Source organism: Thermofilum pendens Hrk 5, assembly GCF_000015225.1.
GTDB classification, from domain to species: domain Archaea; phylum Thermoproteota; class Thermoprotei; order Thermofilales; family Thermofilaceae; genus Thermofilum; species Thermofilum pendens.
Genome location: NC_008698.1, coordinates 558,611 through 575,874 on the forward strand (window position 1 = coordinate 558,611; position 17,264 = coordinate 575,874).

The following is a 17,264-nucleotide window of genomic DNA, read 5'->3' on the forward strand; positions in this document are numbered from 1 at the left end:
CAGGGTGGAAAAAACGTTTCGTGGAGCAAAGAGAGAAAGGAGAACCACTTTTGCTTAGGCTTTCCTTGCGTGATCTTTTTAAGACCAGAGTAGCTAGGTATCTCGGTTTTATGGGACTTACGAGCGTCCACGTAGGGCTCGACGACACGGACTCTCCGCTGGGGCTTTGTACAACGTTTGTAGCGCTCGCCATAGTAAGGGAAGCCTCTAGGATCGGTGCCGGCTTCGCTGACCTGCCGTACCTGGTTAGGCTGAACCCTAACGTACCCTTGAAGACCAGGGGTAACGGTGCAGTAGCCATTCACTTCCTAGTGGAAGAAGAATTGGTGCCCAGGGTTGAAGAGGCCGTAGTGCGCGCTCTCGACGATCTTTCAGAGAGGCATGGCAAAACAGATCCTGCCGCTATCCTGGTGAAGGGGGATGTGCCTCGCGCATTTAGATCAGTGTACCTTAGGGCTTTGACGGAGTTCATCCCATCCAGCTACGTTAGAAGTGTCCTGGAACGCTTCAAAGGTGAAAGCGTGAAGTTGCTGTACTCTCGTAGCAAGCGACCTAGGGGGCTCGTGGGAGCTGTTGCATCGCTGGGGGCTTACCCGCTAGAAGATTACACCTACGAGCTAATAGTATACAGGAGCCCGGAGGAGCGTAGCGAGTCGAGAGACATCTCGGAGGATCTACTACTGGAGCTTGACAGAAAGTACCGCCCGCTGGTATTCGCGACGTACGACTACTCTTCTCGCAGAGTCCTAGCCGTACCACACGGACCGGACCCCGTAATCTTCGGTCTGAGAAGCCTCGACCCAGAGATACTCGTAAACGTGGCGGTAGATGTGCTCGAAAAGATATCCCACGCGGGCTATCTCTTGTTTAAAACTAACCAGGGCACCAGCGCCCATCTGCAGAGGTATAAACCGGTAGCCCTCGTAAGGCCGTATGACTCCGTCGTCGTGAGGGGCTCTGTCGCCGAGAAACCTACCGTGATTAGCGGGGGGCATGTCATTGTGAATGTTTGCGACGAAACGGGTTGCCTACAGATAGCGTTCTACAAGGAGACCGGGAGGCTGAACAGAGTGGCAAAGCTACTATCCAGGGGGGACTTGGTAGAGGTGGGTGGAGGCGTCATGAAAAAAGATGGCCTGGTGCTGAACGCCGAGTACCTCAGGTTGATCAAGCCCGCTTTAAACGTAAAGCGGCTGAACCCCCTCTGCCCCAAGTGTGGCTCGAGAATGACTTCGGCCGGAAAGGGTAAGGGCTACAAGTGCCCTAAGTGCGGCTACAGGGCCAAAGAAGCCGCAAAGATATACCGAGTCGCTCCGAGGACGCTTGAGCCGGGAACGTACTTCCAATCTCCCTCTGCCTACAGACACTTAACGAAACCTCCCGAGATTCTGGGACTACGGCCGGTAGATGCAACCAAAGTGTTGCTCAGCGGAATGTGGTTCATGTAGTTTGAATGCGAAGGGCCGTTCCTTGGGCCTAACGAATAAAAGTGCGCGTGCAGTGGTGCTCAGAAGCTGTTCTTCTTCATCGTTTCTGTTGACTCTCTTTTCATCATCGAGAAGTCTTTTCGATGTCGAGCTAAAAATTCTTTCTATTGTGAGGTGATGGTTGCGTGAAGAGAGGACCCTTCCCGATCTATAACAACAGGATCTCGCGCGGTAACCTGCAGTAAAGAAAGAGAGGGGGAGAAAAAATGGTTATATTAAGCCGAGCCTTTTGAACTCCTCGGCTTCCTCCTCCAGCTCTCTTATCAGCCTTTCGTCCTCCTCGACCCTCGCTGGGACGCTTCCTACGGAGGCGAGGAACTCTTCGACCGCGTCCAAGGCTTCGGCGAGCCTAGCCTCGTAGAGCTCGTCACCCTTAAGCGTCGCGCGCGAGCTATAGAAAAAGCTTTTAGCCTGTATGACTTCCTTCTTGCGTGTCGGCTCGCGTACTTGAAAGGCTCGGGGAGATAGGTGCTCTAGTAGACCCCGTTATGGAAAAGTACCTGCTCAGGGGCGCTAGCCCAGAGTTCCAGGACGCTGTTCTTTACCAAGTGAGGATGGGAGGGAAAAGGGTTCGCCCAGCTCTTACAATAGCGAGCACGCTGGCAGTGGGCGGTAAAGAGGAGAACGCGTTGCCGGCTGCCGCGGCTGTAGAGCTTGCGCATAATTATTCCCTCATACTTGACGATATAATCGACCACAGCGAGCTCCGCAGGGGTAAGCCTACCGTGTGGAAAAAGTACGGCATAAGCACCGCGATACTCATAGCCGTACATTACAGGGAAAGCATAACAGAGGCTTTGAACGATACGCCAGAGCCGCCCGTTTTCCACGCCATCATGGCGGAGACAATAAAGCTCCTAACTGACGGGGAGAGGCTGGACATACTCTTCGAGCAGTCGGGGAGGAGCGACGAGCCGTACGTCGTGGAGCAACGCTATAGAGCGGTGAGGCTTGATGACTACCTACGCATGATAGAGAGGAAAACGGCGAAGCTCATAGAGACATCCTGCGTGTTCGGAGCCCTCTCGGCGGGGCAAAGAGGAGAGATCCTCGAGGCTCTACGGGAGTACGGGTACAACCTGGGAATGGCTTTCCAAGTGGGAGACGACATAATAGACATTTTCGGCGAAGAGGAGAAAACCGGGAAAAGGGTTGGAGGAGACATTAAGGAGCATAAGCTGGGAAATGTCGTGGTGCTCCTAGCGCTCGAGGAGACGAGGGACAAGGAGAGGCTCCTCGCCATACTGAGGAAGGAGGACGTGTCCTGGGAGGAAGTGAAAGAGGCTATAAGTATAATCTCTGAAACGAATGCGCGCGAAAAGGCCGAGGTTTTGCGAAGGGACTACGTATCCCGCGCCTTGAAGGCTTTAGAGAAGCTTCCGCGAAGCGAGTACAGGGACATGCTCGAAGAACTGGCAGTGTTCATAGAGAAGAGAGAGTTCTAAGGGTAAGCGCCTTGAACCCGGCAATGCTTACGGTGATAAAGCTCGGAGGATCTGTGATTACCGATAAATCTAAGCCGTACACAGTCCGAAGCTCCAACTTGAAGACAGCGTCCGCCGCGCTGGCAAAGCTCTACGGAGAAGGCTACGATATCGTGCTCGTCCACGGAGGCGGCTCCTTCGGACACCCCACCGCGGCTAAGTACAGGCTACACGAGGGAGGCTTATCCCCTGAGAAGGTGCGCGGCTTCTCGGAGACGAGGTACTGGATGACGAAGCTAAACACCCTGGTCGTGGAGCACCTTTTAAGGCTGAACGTGCCGGCCGTTTCTCTTCAAACATCGGCTATAGCTGTGAATAGCGGCGGAAAACTTTCAAGGATAAGCCTAGACGTCCTCCGGGAAATGCTCGCGAGAAGACTGGTACCTGTGCTCTACGGAGACGCAGTGATAGACTTGTCGAGAGGTTTCTCGATACTTTCCGGAGACACCCTAGCGGCTAGAATAGCCGTCGAGCTTGGAGCAAAAAGCCTAGTCTACGTGATGGGAGCGGGGGGCGTCTACTCGAAGCCTCCTGGAAGTCCCGATGCGCGCCTCCTGCGGGAGATAGCAGAGAACGACGTACTGACGGTGGGTGGAACTCACGGAGTAGACGTTACCGGCGGGTTAAGGGAGAAGCTCGCAGAGGCTTTCTACGCGGCGAAAAACGGGGTAAGGGTGTGCATCGGCGGCGTCAACTTCATAGAGAAGATGGTTAAAGGTGAAGAAGCACCGTACACCGTCGTGAAGGCCTAAAGAACACGCCTACTTCAAGTGCTCTATGGCGTACAGGTAGATACCGTCCAGTATGCCTGGACCTGTTCCTTCTCGGCCGTGGGGGCTGAGCGCACGCTTACCGCGCAGGTGGGTTGCTAGGTGTATGTTGGCGGCTGTCTGGGCTACGGCGTCAAGGTCTATACCCTCAACTATTACGTCGTCTTTCTCGATCTTCACCTTGGCTCCAGGCATTATCCCGGCTATCCTTTTGCCTCTCTCCCCTAGGAAGTTCTCGATGATGATCTTATCCTTTTCAACCTTTAGGCTCATCGGGAAGTGGGCGTAGACTATCTTCAGCTTGTACCTGTAGCCCTTCGTGACGCCAATGATCATGTTGTTTATTATTGAGGCTATAGTGCCTACGAGCGCATAGTCTTTCTTCGTCGCGTGGAAAGTCTCAACAACTACGGAGTTCCCCTCTACGCGTATCGAGATCCTCCTAGCGTGAGAAAAGTCCTTCTCCACTTTGCCCAAAGGTCCCTCCACTTCGACCCTTTTCCCGTTTACGTGTACCTTCACGCCCTCCGGTATAGGCACACTCTCCGTCTTCTGCAACACTCTCATACTACCACACCTCCAAAGCTCTCCTATAGATCTCCATTTAAACCTTTTCGCCGAGATAGCGGGAGCTAGGCTAGTCCTAGTCTACGTATCCAGTACCAACGCCAACAATGTCTACGCGAGGATCGCGGTTAACGATGTTCCTCAAGGCTGGGTTGAGACGGCGCGCGCTCAGGGCTGGAGCGTCCGGGTGGTTCGAATGGGAGGCAGGGAGTACTTCGCTGTGCCTCATAGTTCTCTCTTCGAGCACGCCCGCTACGACGCAACTCTGCGCGCAACACTCCTGCCTTTGCGAAGGCGAAGGCCGCGCGATATCCCAAGGCTCGTAAACTAGTGGATCACCTTGAAAAGCTGGGGACAGGGCAGGAATAAGGGTAAACCACTAGGGAAAGGCGCCCGGCCCTCTCCTCCTAGCACTATGTGTCTAGTCTTGTATTGCTCTAGACATCTCAGCTACTAGCCTCTTTACCGGCGTTCGCACGTCCGGGGAGAATGGTGCGGGGGCCGGGATTCGAACCCGGGCAGGCCAACGCCAGCGGATCTTGAGTCTAGGCCCCTAGGGGTCCGCCCCCTTTAACCTGGCTCGGGCACCCCCGCTGATTCAAAAATTGCCAAAGAACCTAAAAACCTTTTGTCCTTATGTAGTAGCTATTACTGAGATTTCAACGAGTGCCCCTCTGGGTATGTCGGCCGCTTGCACTGTTACTCGCGCGGGCTTAGTGTTCTTGAAGTACTCCTCGTAGACTTCGTTGAATGCTTTGAAGTCGGAGAGGTTCCTTAGGAAGACTAGAGAGTATACTACTTTGTCGAGAGAGCTTCCGGTAGCTTCTAGAATGGCCTTCACGTTTTCGAGCACTCTTCTTGTCTGCTCCCTGATGTCCTTGCCTACAATCTCCCCCGAAGAGGGGTCTATCGGTATCTGGCCCGAGACGAACACCAAAGAGCCAACCTTAACGGCTTGAGAGTAAGGTCCTATCGGTTTCGGCGCTTTCTCCGTGAATACTACTTCCAATACCATTTTATATCACTTTAAAGTCGAGGCCCTGGGCTTTAAGCTTTAAGATAAGCATGTCTGCGTACTCTCGCGAGGGCACCTCGAGGCCTAGCGTAACCTGAGCCATACCCGGGCTTAGCAGCGGGTTTAGCCTCTCGTGCTGTATCTCCACTATGTTCAGCCCGAGCTCGGAGACAACATCGATGACTTTCTTCAGTTGTCCAGGCTTGTCTGGGAGCACTCCCTGTATCCTCACCTGTCTCCCCTCCGCGTATAGCACCTGTCCTAGGATCCTGACTAGGAGCGCGGGGTCTACGTTGCCACCGCTCACTACTGCGACGACCCTTTTGCCCTCTGCACTCACAGCCCCGGAGGTCAGCGCGGCTACGGAGAGAGCGCCCGCGGGCTCGGCCACAGTCTTCACGCGCTCTAGGAGAAGGAACATGGCCCTCGCTATTTCTCGGTCGTCGACTAGCACTACGTCGTCGACGAATTCCTCCATTATCCTGAGGGTGAGGTCCCCCGGGCGCTTAACGATAACACCGTCGGCTATGCTGTTGACCTGGGGGGTTTCAACTATCCTTTTCTCGTGGAAGGAAAGGTACATGGCGGGAGCCCCCCTCGGTTGAACCCCTACGACCTTTACGTCGGGCTTTAGTTTCTTCAAGGCCACTGCTATTCCGGATATGAGTCCACCGCCACCTACGGGTACTAGTACCAGGTCTACGTTGCTTAAATCTTCGAATATCTCGACTCCTATGGTTCCCTGTCCGGCGATGATGTCGGGATCGTTGAAGGGGTGCACGAACGGCGAGCCTGTTTTCTCAGCTATTTCTAGCGCCTTCAGGTAAGCGTCGTCGTAGGTTTCTCCGTGGAGGACGACCTCTGCCCCGTAGCTCTTAGTGGCGTTTACCTTGTAGAAAGGGGTATACCTGGGCATAACGATCGTCGATTTAATGCCTAGCAGGGACGCGGAGTAGGCTACGCCCTGGGCGTGGTTCCCGGAGCTCGCCGCGACAACGCTTTTCACGCCGCTCCTGGCTAGTTTCTGCAGTTTATAGTACGCTCCTCGAACCTTGAACGCCCCAGTCTTTTGAAGATTTTCCAGCTTCAGGTAAACTTCCGAGTTCGTTAGGTCTGAGAGAGTCTTCGAAGCCTGCAGAGGAGTCCTATGTATAACGTTTCTCAGAACGTCGCGCGCCTCTTTTATCCTAATGCTAAGCTCCTCGAACAGCTTTTCGTCTACAGACACGTGTACTCTACAAGTTGTGCCGATAAAAGCCTTTGCAGCGCGCGACGCGCGCGTTGATCCTTGTGAAGAAAAGCGAGAAGTCTTACCGGCCACGAAGCCCCTCCTTAGAAAAGGTAGAAAAATCGGCCTTGTTTTCTCTTGTTCCTCCTCCCTTGTACAGCTTGCTCGCACCGATTATTGCATCGATCACCTTGAACGTCTATCCTCATCTAGAGGGTACTCCCTAATCTCATTCAGTATTTTCTCCGCTCTTCTCTTAACCTCCCATCGGCTTCGGAGTCCATCGGGACCCGGCTTCTCAATCAGGAAGGAGACAGCGGCTGTCGCATAGGCCGCTGCCTCTCTGTAGTCGCCAAGCCTATGGTACTCGATGGCAAAGACTGTGGTGAATACGTCGCCGGCTCCTGTTCTATCGACAACTCTTGTAGGAAAGCTCGGTACGAACAGTACTCTCTGCTTCGTGGCCACGTAAGCTCCACCGGCGCCAAGCGTTACAAGGGCTACCGCCGCGCCCCCCTCTACGATCCTCTTTGCTAGCTCGGCCGGAGGAAGATCCCCGAAGACCGCCTTCGCCTCCGCTACTTCTGCGTGTACAACATCGGAGAGGGAGATGAGGAGCTTAGCCTCGGGGGTCGATGCAAGCACTATGCTCCTGTCCTCGGACTGCCTCCTTACGTAGCCTTGTAAATCGCTCACAACGAGAGAAGCGTGCTCGGATATCTCCTGTACGACGCTAGGTGGGACTTCGCCTATAAGCGCGCCTATCACCGCTATGTTGCCCTTAAGCTTATCGAGAGGCACGTCGCTCGACAGTATATCCTCGCACCTCGAGAGGAGGTAGAGGACACGCTCTCCTCCCTCCCTGTACACGAGCTTAAACTTTGTCGTAGGAAGGTACCTTGAAAGCCTCACGTAGCTTAAGTCGACGTTGTTTCTGCCCAGGTACATCAGGTATTCGTCGGGAAAGTCTCTCCCAACCTTCGACACGACGTGTGGCGTTGCGTTGTGCCTGATAGCGGCTAGCGAACCAAACGTGACCGTTCCCCCTAGGCTTCGCCTCATGTTTCCTCCTTCCACGACTATATCCACAGTGAGGTGACCGATCAAGTAGACGTCCACTTTGAGTCCCCACAAACACGTGAGCCTCCTTAAATAAATCTCTCGCATTAGGGAGAAGAGTGAGGAGTAACCTACGGGCTAAAAAGTGGGCTGGCAGAGTACATACACTCAGTAGCGCGCGATACGCGCGCGAGTGCGCGAGAAAAAGGCGCCCCGGCCCCCTCCTTGCGCGCACATGTGACCCTTCCGCGCGCAGAAAGTATAAAAACCGTTGAAGTAATCGGGATTTGCTGTAAAGGTATAGAGGCGTGTTGGGATGGTGCGGTACAAGCAGGTATCCGACATCGTAAAAATAATGAGAAACGTAGAGCAAGTGCGGAATATAGGTACGCTTGCACACGTAGACCACGGCAAGACCACGACTTCCGACTCTCTGTTAATGGGTGCGGGGATACTTAGCCCGAAGGCAGCTGGACAGGCACTAGCACTGGACTATGTAGAGATAGAGCAGCTCAGACAAATGACAGTTAAAGCGGCAAACGTCTCGCTCTACCACGAGTGGGAGGGCAAACCCTACGTCATTAACCTGGTCGATACGCCCGGACACGTTGACTTCACGGGGCATGTGACTAGGAGCCTGAGGATGATGGACGGAGGTATAGTCGTTGTAGATGCTGTTGAAGGCGTAATGACGCAGACGGAGACCGTGGTTAGGCAAGCTCTCTCCGAGTATGTGCGCCCCTTGCTCTACATAAACAAGGTTGACAGGCTGATAAAGGAGCTTAGGCTTGAACCCAGGGAGATACAGCAGAGGTTCGTGGAGATTGTCAAGGAGTTCAACGCGTTGATCGAGCTCTACGCAGATAAAGAGTTCAAGGACAAGTGGAAGGTGGACTTTGCTAAAGGACAGGTAGCCTTTGGTAGCGCGTTACACAAGTGGGGCCTTACAGTCCCCATAGCGACTCAAAAAGGAGTAAAGTTCGACTATATCATCGACGCTTACCTTAGAGACGAGAAGGATAAACTGGCAGAAGAGTTTCCGCTTTACGTAGCGCTACTGGACATGGTCGTTGAGCACATACCTAACCCGCGGGAGGCGCAGAAATACAGGGTTCCCAAGCTCTGGAAGGGAGACCTTAACAGCGAGATAGGTAAAGCCATGCTGGAATGCGACCCGGACGGGCCTACCGTTGTCGCTGTAAGCAAGATAACCGTAGATCCACACGCTGGGCACGTCGCTACGGGCAGGGTCTTCTCTGGGACCGTAACGGAGGGACAGGAAGTCTACCTGCTGAACGCGAAGGACTCTGCGAAGGTACTTCAGGTAGGGCTTTACATGGGACCCTACAGGGAGAAGACCGAGCAGATTTCAGCCGGAAACATTGTCGCAATGCTGGGACTAGACAAGGCGAGGGCGGGAGAAACCGTCGTTGACATAAAGTACAAGGACGTGATGACTCCCTTCGAGCACCTAGCATACGTTGCTGAGCCTGTAGTCACGATAGCTGTGGAGCCGAAGAAGAGTAGCGACCTTCCGAAGCTCGTAGACGTTTTGAGGAAGCTCGCCATAGAGGATCCGACGCTAAAGGTGTACATAAACCAGGAAACCGGGGAGTACTTGTTGAGCGGGGTTGGAACCTTACACCTCGAGATTACCCTCTGGGAGCTTAAGCAAAGAACAGGAATAGAAATAGTTACTTCACCGCCGATCGTGAGGTACAGGGAGACTGTCCGCGAGAAAGGACAGGTATTCGAAGGGAAGTCTCCGAACAAGCACAACAAACTATACTTCTACGTGGAACCGCTTAACGAGGAAACAATAAAGCTCATGCAGGAGGGCAAAGTATACCCGGACCAGGACTGGCGCGAAAGGGCTACTCTGCTCAGGGAATACGCTGGATGGGACACCGACGAGGCACGCAATATATGGGACATCGATGAGAACTTCAACGTCATAGTAAACAAGACAAGCGGTATCCAATACCTCAGGGAAGTGAAAGACACCATTATACAGGGCTTCAGGTGGACCATGGAGGCAGGACCCCTGGCACAGGAACCGGTAAGGGGTGTGAAGGTAGTTCTAGTAGATGCGGTGCTCCACGAGGATCCAGCGCACAGAGGACCGGCGCAGATAATGCCGGCTACAAAGAACAGTATCATGGCATCCTTACTCTCCGCGAAGCCCACGCTTCTAGAGCCGATACTCAAGGTCGACGTGAAAGTGCCCACGCAGCATGTAAGCGGCGTACTAACCGTGCTTAACAGGCACAGGGGGAGAATACTCTCGATGGAGGAGAGAGGCATGGTCATGCGGGTGCTGGCAGAGCTCCCCGTGGCAGAAAGCTTCAACATTGCAGACGAAATGCGAGAAGCAACTCAGGGTAGAGCCTTCTTTGCCTACGAGTTCTACAAGTGGGCGCCGGTACCATCCTCACAACTCGAACAGATAGCATTAGCAATCAGGGAGAGAAAGGGTCTACCCAAGAAGCTACCAACAATTGAGGAGTTCTTAGGACCCTAAACCTGGAAAGCAGGGTCTTTTGCACCTCTTTCATATATGCCTGTGTACTTGTTGTTCGTTGCGAAGGCCTAAAGGTTTCAGGGAAGGATATAGGCAACTTTTCAGACGTTCGATCTAACTCATCAAGGCGTGGGTCTATAGGGAGATTAAAGAGAAAAAGCGCCCGACCTCTTCCTACAGGTGAGCGCGTAAGTATTATAAGCGCGTATGTGTGGTAGGGTAAGGATTCCTAGCGTGCGAGGTGAAGTGTTTGAAGAGGACTACGATGGGCTCTGGACTTCCGCGAGCAGTGACGGCGCTTACCCTAGTGATGCTTCTTGCCTTTACAAGTATGGCTACCGGGGAGGCAACGGTGGCGTTGGCGACTGCGAGTGTCTCGGGCAGGGTAGAGTACGGCTACGCTCTAGTATTCGTAAACCTGGATTTAAAGCAACCGGTGAACTCGTTGAGGTTTAACCTCTCTAAGTACAAGGACTATCTAGTCCTGGCGGTAGCGCGGGCCGGTAACGCTGTCGTAAAAGCAAACGTGGATGGGGACTTCGCGGTATTCGTTTTCCCAGCCCCCTACTCTAAGGTAAACGTAACCTTCGTGTTTGACTCTCTCTCCGTTGAAGATGGCACCGTAAAGGTGCTTTTCCCTGTTCCTTTGTCACCGGCGGGTTTCATTTGCAATGTAACTGGGAGGATCTTTCTACCCCAGGTCACTGGGATTAAGACCTCTTATGGAAACGTCGCGGGCACAGGCGTCAGCTACAATAGAACTGTCCTTCCGGCGACCTTGGACCTTGTAGCCGGCAATGCCTCTTCTACGAGCCTGCAGTTATACAAGGTGACGTACCTCCAGAGGCAGATACTGATAGAGGACGGTAAAGCCGTTTTCAACGACACAATAACCGTTAGGTCTCTATCGGACGCTTGGGTGGAGGCCTTGGGCTTTAACCTGCCAAAGAACGCCGCACTTGAAGGCGTCTACTGGGGGTTCGGTAAGGTTCCAAGTAGGTATATTAGCACCTATAGCGGCAACGCCTCCACACTCGTAATGTACAGCCTTCTATCCTCTCTACAGTCTAGGGGTCAGGAGACGACGTTCTCGGTGGTCTACAGCATGAAGTTCAATAACAGTGTGCCGGCTTTCATGGGCTTGGGCTTTCTCGTAAAGAACTACTCTGTGAGCATCTGCTTGAGGGGTTTAGCGCGTATAGACGGCAACGTTCTAGCGGAAAGCGTGGAGGGGGATGTTCACTGCTATTTCCTGAAGCCCGTTGGCCCCCTCTTTCTAAGCGATACGTATCAGCCGGTACAAGTATCCGCTACCTTTGCCTCAAAGAGTGCAGGCGTACCACTCGGAGTCTACCTGCTGGCTGTACTGGTGCTTCTACTAGTAATGGGAGCGGTTTACTACAGCTCGAGAAGGCGCATCTCGGAGGCAAAGGCGGAGGCCTTGGAGAAGTCGCTGTCCCAGAGGCGGGGACTCGAAGAGCTGGAAAGGATACTGGTAAGCCGTGAGAGAGCCTTGGAGGAGCTCGTCGAGCAGCTAAGGGATCTCCGGGGAAGAAAAGCCGGTATAACTAAGGTGACTTCCGTTCTAAGACTTATGGAGCAGAGGAACAGGGAGTACGACAAGTTGCTCAGGGATGCGCTTAAAGGCCTCGAGGGTGACTGGTCGAAGATTTTCTCCGAGCTAGACGAATTTGCGAGAATGGTTGAAGAAAAGATCCGAGAACTCGAGAAAATAGAAAGGGCGTATAGGTCGGGTAGACTCGCCAAGAAAGAGTACGTTGAAAGCGCCGAGAAAATAGAGGAGGAAATCCTGAGCCTTGCTCGCGAATTTACAAGAAGAGTCACCAGGCTGCTTAGCGCCTAACTCTTCTCATGGTATAACTTAGAGTAATACAAAGCAACGGTTTTATTTCAGCGCGCACCGCGCAGAGATAGCGGTGGTCTACTTGGGTGATAAGGCTAGGCGCAAGTGGCTAGTACTCGCCGCGTGGCCCTATGCGTACGGAGTACCACACCTCGGTAACCTCATAGGCTCGGTGCTCTCGGCAGACGTTGCCGCTAGGTTCCTGAGGTTAGCGGGGGATGAAGTGGTCTTCGTTTCTGGCTCTGACATGCACGGTACGCCTATCGAGGTTGAAGCTTTGAAGCGGGGAGAAAGCCCCAAGGATTTGGCGGAGCGGAACCACGAAAAAATTAAGGAGCTTTTCGAGAGGTGGGAGATAAGCTTCGATAACTACTCTAAGACTGAGAGTCCCACGCACATAAAGTTCGTCCAGGATTTCTACAGGAGGGTCTACGAAAACGGGTACGTTTTCTCGGATACCGTGCAACTGTACTACTGTCCTAAGGACAAGATATTTCTCCCCGACCGCTACATAGTAGGCACGTGCCCGTATTGCGGCTACGACCGTGCATACGGCGATCAATGTGAGAACTGCGGGCGCTTGCTCGAACCTACCCTTCTCCTGAACCCCAGGTGTGCAATATGTGGGTCAACGCCCGAGCTTAGGACTACTACACACTGGTTCTTCGACCTTCCGAAGCTGACGGATGCCTTGAAGCGGTACATCGAAGAAAACGAAAACCTCCCTCCAAACGCGCGCAACATGAGCCTCCAGATACTGAGGGACGGGTTAAAACCGCGAGCCCTCACACGAGACAACAAGTGGGGCATACCGGCACCCTTTCCTGGGGCCGAGGATAAGACAATCTATGTTTGGATGGAGGCAGTGCTAGGATACATCTCGGCTACAATAGAGTACTTCGCCTCGAAGGGAGAGCCGGAGAAGTGGAAGGAGTTCTGGCTCGACCCGGAGACGAGGAGCGTATACTTCATAGGAAAAGATAACATACCTTTCCATACGTTGATCCTTCCAGCGTTGCTTATTGCGAGCGGGGAGAAGTACGTTCTGCCGTGGACCGTGGCCTCCACGGAGTACTTACTCTTCAGGGGGTTGAAGTTCTCGAAGAGTCGAAGGATTGGTGTCTGGATTGACGAAGCGCTGGAAGTCTTCCCGGCGGATTACTGGAGATTCGTACTCGTCTCTCTTAGACCGGAGCAGAAAGACATGAGCTTCACGTGGGAGGAGTTCCTCAGAATAGTGAACAACGACCTTAACGACAATATTGGGAACTTTGTGCACAGAGTGCTGGTGCTTGTGCAGAGAAAATTCGGAGGCATAGCGCCAGCTCCCCTGGACTTCGCAGATGAGGACTTGAAGTTCAGGGAGGAGATCCTGGCGAGATCCCGTGAAGTCGCGGAGTTCATGTACGCTTTTCGCTTCAAGGAAGCTTTAACGCACATACTATGGCTCTCCAGCTCGGGCAACTCCTATCTCAACTTCCGGAAACCCTGGGAACTAGACTCCGAGTCTGCGAGAACCCCTGCGTTCCTAGCCCTACACGCTGTCAAAGCATTAGCAATAATGCTCTATCCAATAATCCCCAGGAGCAGCCAGGAGATGTGGAAGCTCCTAGGGTACAAGGACGACATAGCGAATCACCGTTGGCACGAGATAAACGAAGCTGTACCGCCGGGTCAAGAACTCCCAAGCCCGAGACCCCTGTTCAGGAAGATAAGCGAGGAGGAGCTGAAAGCAGCAGTGGAGAAGATCGAGGAGCTACGCGCAAGCCGTAGCAGCTAGGCATGGTTTTTCTCCTTAACGCTAAGCAAGCACTTTGCCTATTAGGCTGACCGGCGTGGCGTCGACTATCTTCACTCTAACTATCTCCCCGACCCTTGCTTCTTGATCCTTAATAACGACAGGCTTATACTCTATCGTTCTTCCAACAAGGTCTCCGCGGATAGAGGTGCCCTCCACTACAACTTCCCTCTCTTCTCCCACGTAGCTCCTGTTTATCTCGTACGCGACTTCTAAGGCGACCCTCGAGGCAAGCCTGCTCCTCTGCTTCTTCACGGGCTCAGGTACACCCGACATCACGTACCCCTCCGTAAAGGGCCTAAACGTGTAGCGAGCAACGTGCACCTTGTCGAACATTACTTCCCTTAGGAACTTTAGGGTATTTTGAAACTCCGCCTCACCCTCTCCCGGGAACCCCACTATTATGTCCGTGACTATGCTGAACTTCCACCCTGAGCCTCTGATCGTGTTCACGATCCCCTTATACTCCTCTACTGTGTATTTGCGCCGCATGAGCCTCAGCACTTTGTCGTCTCCAGACTGCGCTGGGATATGGAAGTACCTGTAAAGCCTCTCGTCTCTGAAAAGCTCCAAGAGATTTTTGAGAAACCTCCCCAAGAGCATGGGCTCCATCATGCCGAGCCTAACCCTGTACTCTCCGTCCACCTCCTCAAGTATCCTCTTCACGAGCTCGTAGAGGTTTGTCCCCAAGTCGTAGCCGTAGGCTGCTACGTCCTGGCCTGTTAGGAAGATTTCCCTAGCACCCTTAGAGACAGCGGCCCTCACGTTCTCAATTATCACATCGATCGGGTAGCTCTTAACGCCGGTACCCCGTGTAACCCATTCGATGCAGAAAGCACAGGAGCCGAGGCATCCGCTCTCTATTGGCACGACGTGGACGGCCCCCCCGCTGTAGTCTGGAAGCACGTTTCGGGAAGCTTTATACTGCCGAACGATGAGAAGCTTGTCCTCGGATTCGACAACCTCGGGTATTTTTTCGATAGCGTCGGGCTCCACTAGTGAAGCGCTGGGCGCGACGTCAAGTATGCTCTTAGGGCGTACGTTGACGAGGCACCCGCTGACTACGAGCCTAAACCCCCTCTTTTGCCTTAATTCTTCCAGCTCTCTTAGCCTCCTGAAAATTTTCGTCTCGGTGTCTCCTCTAACTGCACAGGTATTGAGTATGACTACGTCTGCGTTCTCGATACTTTCTACTACCTTGTGTCCTCTCCTCTTGAGCAGTGTTGCCATTATGTTGCTTTCTCCTTTATTGAGCCAGCAGCCAAAGGTCTCGATGTAGACTCGCGCCATGGCCCTGTTCTTTACGCGGTCCAGCTCCTTAAGTATTCTACCTGCTTCGGCGTCAGCCTCTCTATCCTTACTCCCAGGGACTTCAACTTGATCAACGCTATTCTTCTGTCCAGCTGAGCAGGTAGCCTGTAAACCTTTGGCTTGAGTTTTCCCTTCTTCTTCCAGAGGAGGTGAACTGCCAGCGCCTGGTTACCAAATGAGAGGTCCATGACCTCGCTGGGATGCCCTTCCGCCGCGGCCAAGTTGACGAGCCTTCCCTCGGAGAGCAGGTAGAGCTTTTTACCGTTCCTAAGAGTATATTCCTCCACGTTTTCGTTAATCCTTCTCTTGGACGTAGAGATTCTCTCGAGGTCCTCGACAGAGATCTCCACGTTGAAGTGCCCTGCATTCGCGAGTATTGCCCCGTCCCGCATTTCCAGGAAGTGCTCTTCGCGTACAACGTCTCTGTTTCCCGTAGCGGTTATGAACACGTCGCCAATCTTGGACGCCTCGCGCATGTCTGTAACGTAGAAGCCTTCGTAGTAGGCCTCGAGAGCCTTTATAGGGTCAGCCTCCACGACGATGACACGGGCGCCCATGCCCCTAGCCCTCCAGGCTATTCCGCGCCCGACCCAGCCGTAACCCGCGACTACCACGTTCTTCCCGGCGAGGAGGATGTTTGTAGCCCTGAGTATCCCGTCAAGGGTGGACTGCCCCGTACCGAAGCGGTTGTCGAACATGTACTTCGTCATCGAGTCGTTTACAGCGATGACTGGGTAGAGAAGCTTGCCTTCTCTCTCGAGGGCTCTTAGACGTATAACCCCCGTCGTCGTTTCCTCCGTTCCTCCGACTACGCGCTTGTAGGCATCCGGTGGAACAATTTCTTTGGCAACCTCGTAGTCCAGCCCCTTAGCCTCTCCAATGCTCAGTTTGTGAAGCATTACCGTTAGGTCTCCCCCATCGTCCATAGTGATATCCGGCTCTATTGATGCAGCCCGAGCAATAGACTCGAAGTACTCCCTTTCAGTCATACCCTTCCAGGCAAACACGCTTACACCCTCGCTCGCAAGATACGCGGCTACAGGGTCCTGCGTCGAGAGCGGGTTTGAAGCCGCGAGTGCTATCTCTGCACCGGCAGCCTTTAGTGTAAGCATGAGCACAGCGGTTTCCTTGGTTACATGCATGCACGCCGCTATCTTGACCCCCTTGAGCGGCTGCCTCTCCGAGAACGACTCCTTTATAGACCTAAGAACGGCCATGTGCCTTTCAGCCCATTCGACCATCAGCCTTCCCTTAGGCGCTAGCGAGATGTCCTTCACACGGTACTCCATGCTCTACACCAGCGCAGTGAAAAACATAGGGCTTTTTATATATCACGCGCGACTAAATGAGTGCTTCGTCGAGTGCGCGTGCGCATTGACACTTTCTTTCCTCAGGTATGCTCGGTATAAGGTCTGCTAGGAGCCTCTTCACCTTTTCTGTGTTCTCCGCCATAACCCTTGCTACTTCGTGAGCTGTTACTGGTTTCTCGGCCCAGACGTCGTAGTCAGTTACCATTGCGATGTTTAGGAAGCACATCCTGGCTTCTCTCGCAAGGTTAACCTCGGGTACGAGCGTCATGCCTATGATGTCGGCGCCGAACTGGCGCCATAGCCTGGATTCCGCCCTGGTGGAGAACCTCGGCCCCTCAATGCAGATGTAGGTGCCTTTCTCGTGCATAGTTATGCCCAGCTTTCTAGCGCTCCTTATACAGAGCTCCCTAAGCTCGGGGCAGAAGGGGTCTGCCATCGATACATGTGCCACGACCGGGCCATCGTAGAACGTATACACCCTACCCTTAGTCATGTCGATAAACTGGTCCGTGCATACAAAGTCTCCGGGCTTGTAATCCTCGCGTAGGCTTCCCACCGCCGAGACGGAGATAAGTCTCTCTACTCCAAGCTCCTTGAGAGCGTATATGTTGGCGCGGTAGTTGACCTTGTGTGGTGGTATCTCGTGTCTCTTACCGTGCCTGGGTATGAATGCAACCTTTCTCCCAGCGATTTCCCCTATAACCACGTGAGAGGAGGGCGGGCCATACGGTGTGTAGATTTTCTCCTCCTTGGGGTTAGTCAGGAAGTCCGGAGAATAGAGGCCGCTTCCTCCTATGATGCCAATCTTTACTTTCTCCATACGTTTATTACGTGCGCGCCCGGGATAATA

15 protein-coding genes and 1 tRNA gene are annotated in these 17,264 nt (G+C 53.5%); 7 read left to right on the forward strand and 9 right to left on the reverse strand.

The annotated features are described in order from the left end of the window. Positions 1-110 precede the first annotated feature (110 nt). Positions 111-1,448: a tRNA(Ile)(2)-agmatinylcytidine synthase gene (locus tag TPEN_RS03155; protein WP_011752274.1), complete on the forward strand. Its 1,338-nt coding sequence runs from the start codon at positions 111-113 to the stop codon at positions 1,446-1,448. Between the two features lie 249 nt (positions 1,449-1,697). On the opposite strand, the gene TPEN_RS09755 is transcribed toward TPEN_RS03155, so the two are convergent. Next, the gene (locus TPEN_RS09755) at positions 1,698-1,904 is read right to left on the reverse strand and encodes a hypothetical protein (protein WP_148677913.1); all 207 of its coding nucleotides are present in this window, start codon (positions 1,902-1,904) and stop codon (positions 1,698-1,700) included. Between the two features lie 14 nt (positions 1,905-1,918). On the opposite strand from TPEN_RS09755, the gene TPEN_RS03160 reads away from it, so the two are divergent. Together TPEN_RS03160 and TPEN_RS03165 are read left to right on the forward strand one after the other, a co-directional pair. Next, positions 1,919-2,932 (forward strand): polyprenyl synthetase family protein, encoded by a 1,014-nt coding sequence (locus TPEN_RS03160; protein ID WP_011752276.1) that lies wholly within the window; start codon positions 1,919-1,921, stop codon positions 2,930-2,932. An 11-nt stretch (positions 2,933-2,943) separates the two neighbouring features. Further along, a complete protein-coding gene (locus TPEN_RS03165) occupies positions 2,944-3,723 on the forward strand; it encodes an isopentenyl phosphate kinase (RefSeq protein WP_011752277.1) in 780 nt (259 codons plus the stop codon). A gap of 9 nt (positions 3,724-3,732) precedes the next feature. On the opposite strand, the gene TPEN_RS03170 is transcribed toward TPEN_RS03165, so the two are convergent. Continuing rightward, positions 3,733-4,308 (reverse strand): 50S ribosomal protein L6, encoded by a 576-nt coding sequence (locus TPEN_RS03170; protein WP_011752278.1) that lies wholly within the window; start codon positions 4,306-4,308, stop codon positions 3,733-3,735. A gap of 196 nt (positions 4,309-4,504) precedes the next feature. On the opposite strand from TPEN_RS03170, the gene TPEN_RS10155 reads away from it, so the two are divergent. Continuing rightward, the gene (locus TPEN_RS10155) at positions 4,505-4,639 is read left to right on the forward strand and encodes a hypothetical protein (RefSeq protein ID WP_342610100.1); all 135 of its coding nucleotides are present in this window, start codon (positions 4,505-4,507) and stop codon (positions 4,637-4,639) included. A 159-nt stretch (positions 4,640-4,798) separates the two neighbouring features. Here TPEN_RS10155 and TPEN_RS03175 read toward each other — a convergent pair. From TPEN_RS03175 to TPEN_RS03190, 4 genes are all read right to left on the reverse strand, one after another. Continuing rightward, positions 4,799-4,902: transfer RNA gene (locus tag TPEN_RS03175), tRNA-Leu, on the reverse strand. A gap of 40 nt (positions 4,903-4,942) precedes the next feature. Further along, complete coding sequence (locus TPEN_RS03180; RefSeq protein WP_011752279.1) at positions 4,943-5,323, reverse strand: RidA family protein; 381 nt, start codon at positions 5,321-5,323, stop codon at positions 4,943-4,945. 1 nt (position 5,324) lies between these two features. Next, positions 5,325-6,551 (reverse strand): threonine ammonia-lyase, encoded by a 1,227-nt coding sequence (gene ilvA, locus TPEN_RS03185; RefSeq protein ID WP_011752280.1) that lies wholly within the window; start codon positions 6,549-6,551, stop codon positions 5,325-5,327. A gap of 186 nt (positions 6,552-6,737) precedes the next feature. Beyond that, positions 6,738-7,685, reverse strand: coding sequence for a PfkB family carbohydrate kinase (locus tag TPEN_RS03190; RefSeq protein ID WP_011752281.1), 948 nt, complete (start codon positions 7,683-7,685; stop codon positions 6,738-6,740). 241 nt (positions 7,686-7,926) lie between these two features. Here TPEN_RS03190 and TPEN_RS03195 point away from each other — a divergent pair, with 241 nt between their 5' ends. From TPEN_RS03195 to metG, 3 genes are all read left to right on the forward strand, one after another. Continuing rightward, complete coding sequence (locus TPEN_RS03195; protein ID WP_011752282.1) at positions 7,927-10,131, forward strand: elongation factor EF-2; 2,205 nt, start codon at positions 7,927-7,929, stop codon at positions 10,129-10,131. Positions 10,132-10,381: 250 nt separating this feature from the next. Then, positions 10,382-11,995, forward strand: coding sequence for a hypothetical protein (locus TPEN_RS03200; RefSeq protein WP_148677915.1), 1,614 nt, complete (start codon positions 10,382-10,384; stop codon positions 11,993-11,995). Positions 11,996-12,077: 82 nt separating this feature from the next. Beyond that, positions 12,078-13,775 carry a methionine--tRNA ligase gene (gene metG, locus TPEN_RS03205; RefSeq protein ID WP_011752284.1) on the forward strand — a complete coding sequence of 566 codons (1,698 nt, stop codon included), beginning with the start codon at positions 12,078-12,080 and terminating at the stop codon, positions 13,773-13,775. Between the two features lie 21 nt (positions 13,776-13,796). On the opposite strand, the gene TPEN_RS03210 is transcribed toward metG, so the two are convergent. From TPEN_RS03210 to TPEN_RS03220, 3 genes are read right to left on the reverse strand one after another with little or no spacing between them, the layout of a single operon-like run. Further along, positions 13,797-15,083, reverse strand: coding sequence for a tRNA (N(6)-L-threonylcarbamoyladenosine(37)-C(2))-methylthiotransferase (locus TPEN_RS03210; RefSeq protein ID WP_011752285.1), 1,287 nt, complete (start codon positions 15,081-15,083; stop codon positions 13,797-13,799). A gap of 11 nt (positions 15,084-15,094) precedes the next feature. Continuing rightward, complete coding sequence (ahcY, locus tag TPEN_RS03215; protein ID WP_011752286.1) at positions 15,095-16,393, reverse strand: adenosylhomocysteinase; 1,299 nt, start codon at positions 16,391-16,393, stop codon at positions 15,095-15,097. Between the two features lie 52 nt (positions 16,394-16,445). Next, positions 16,446-17,234, reverse strand: coding sequence for an S-methyl-5'-thioadenosine phosphorylase (locus TPEN_RS03220; RefSeq protein WP_011752287.1), 789 nt, complete (start codon positions 17,232-17,234; stop codon positions 16,446-16,448). Between the last annotated feature and the right edge of the window lie 30 nt (positions 17,235-17,264).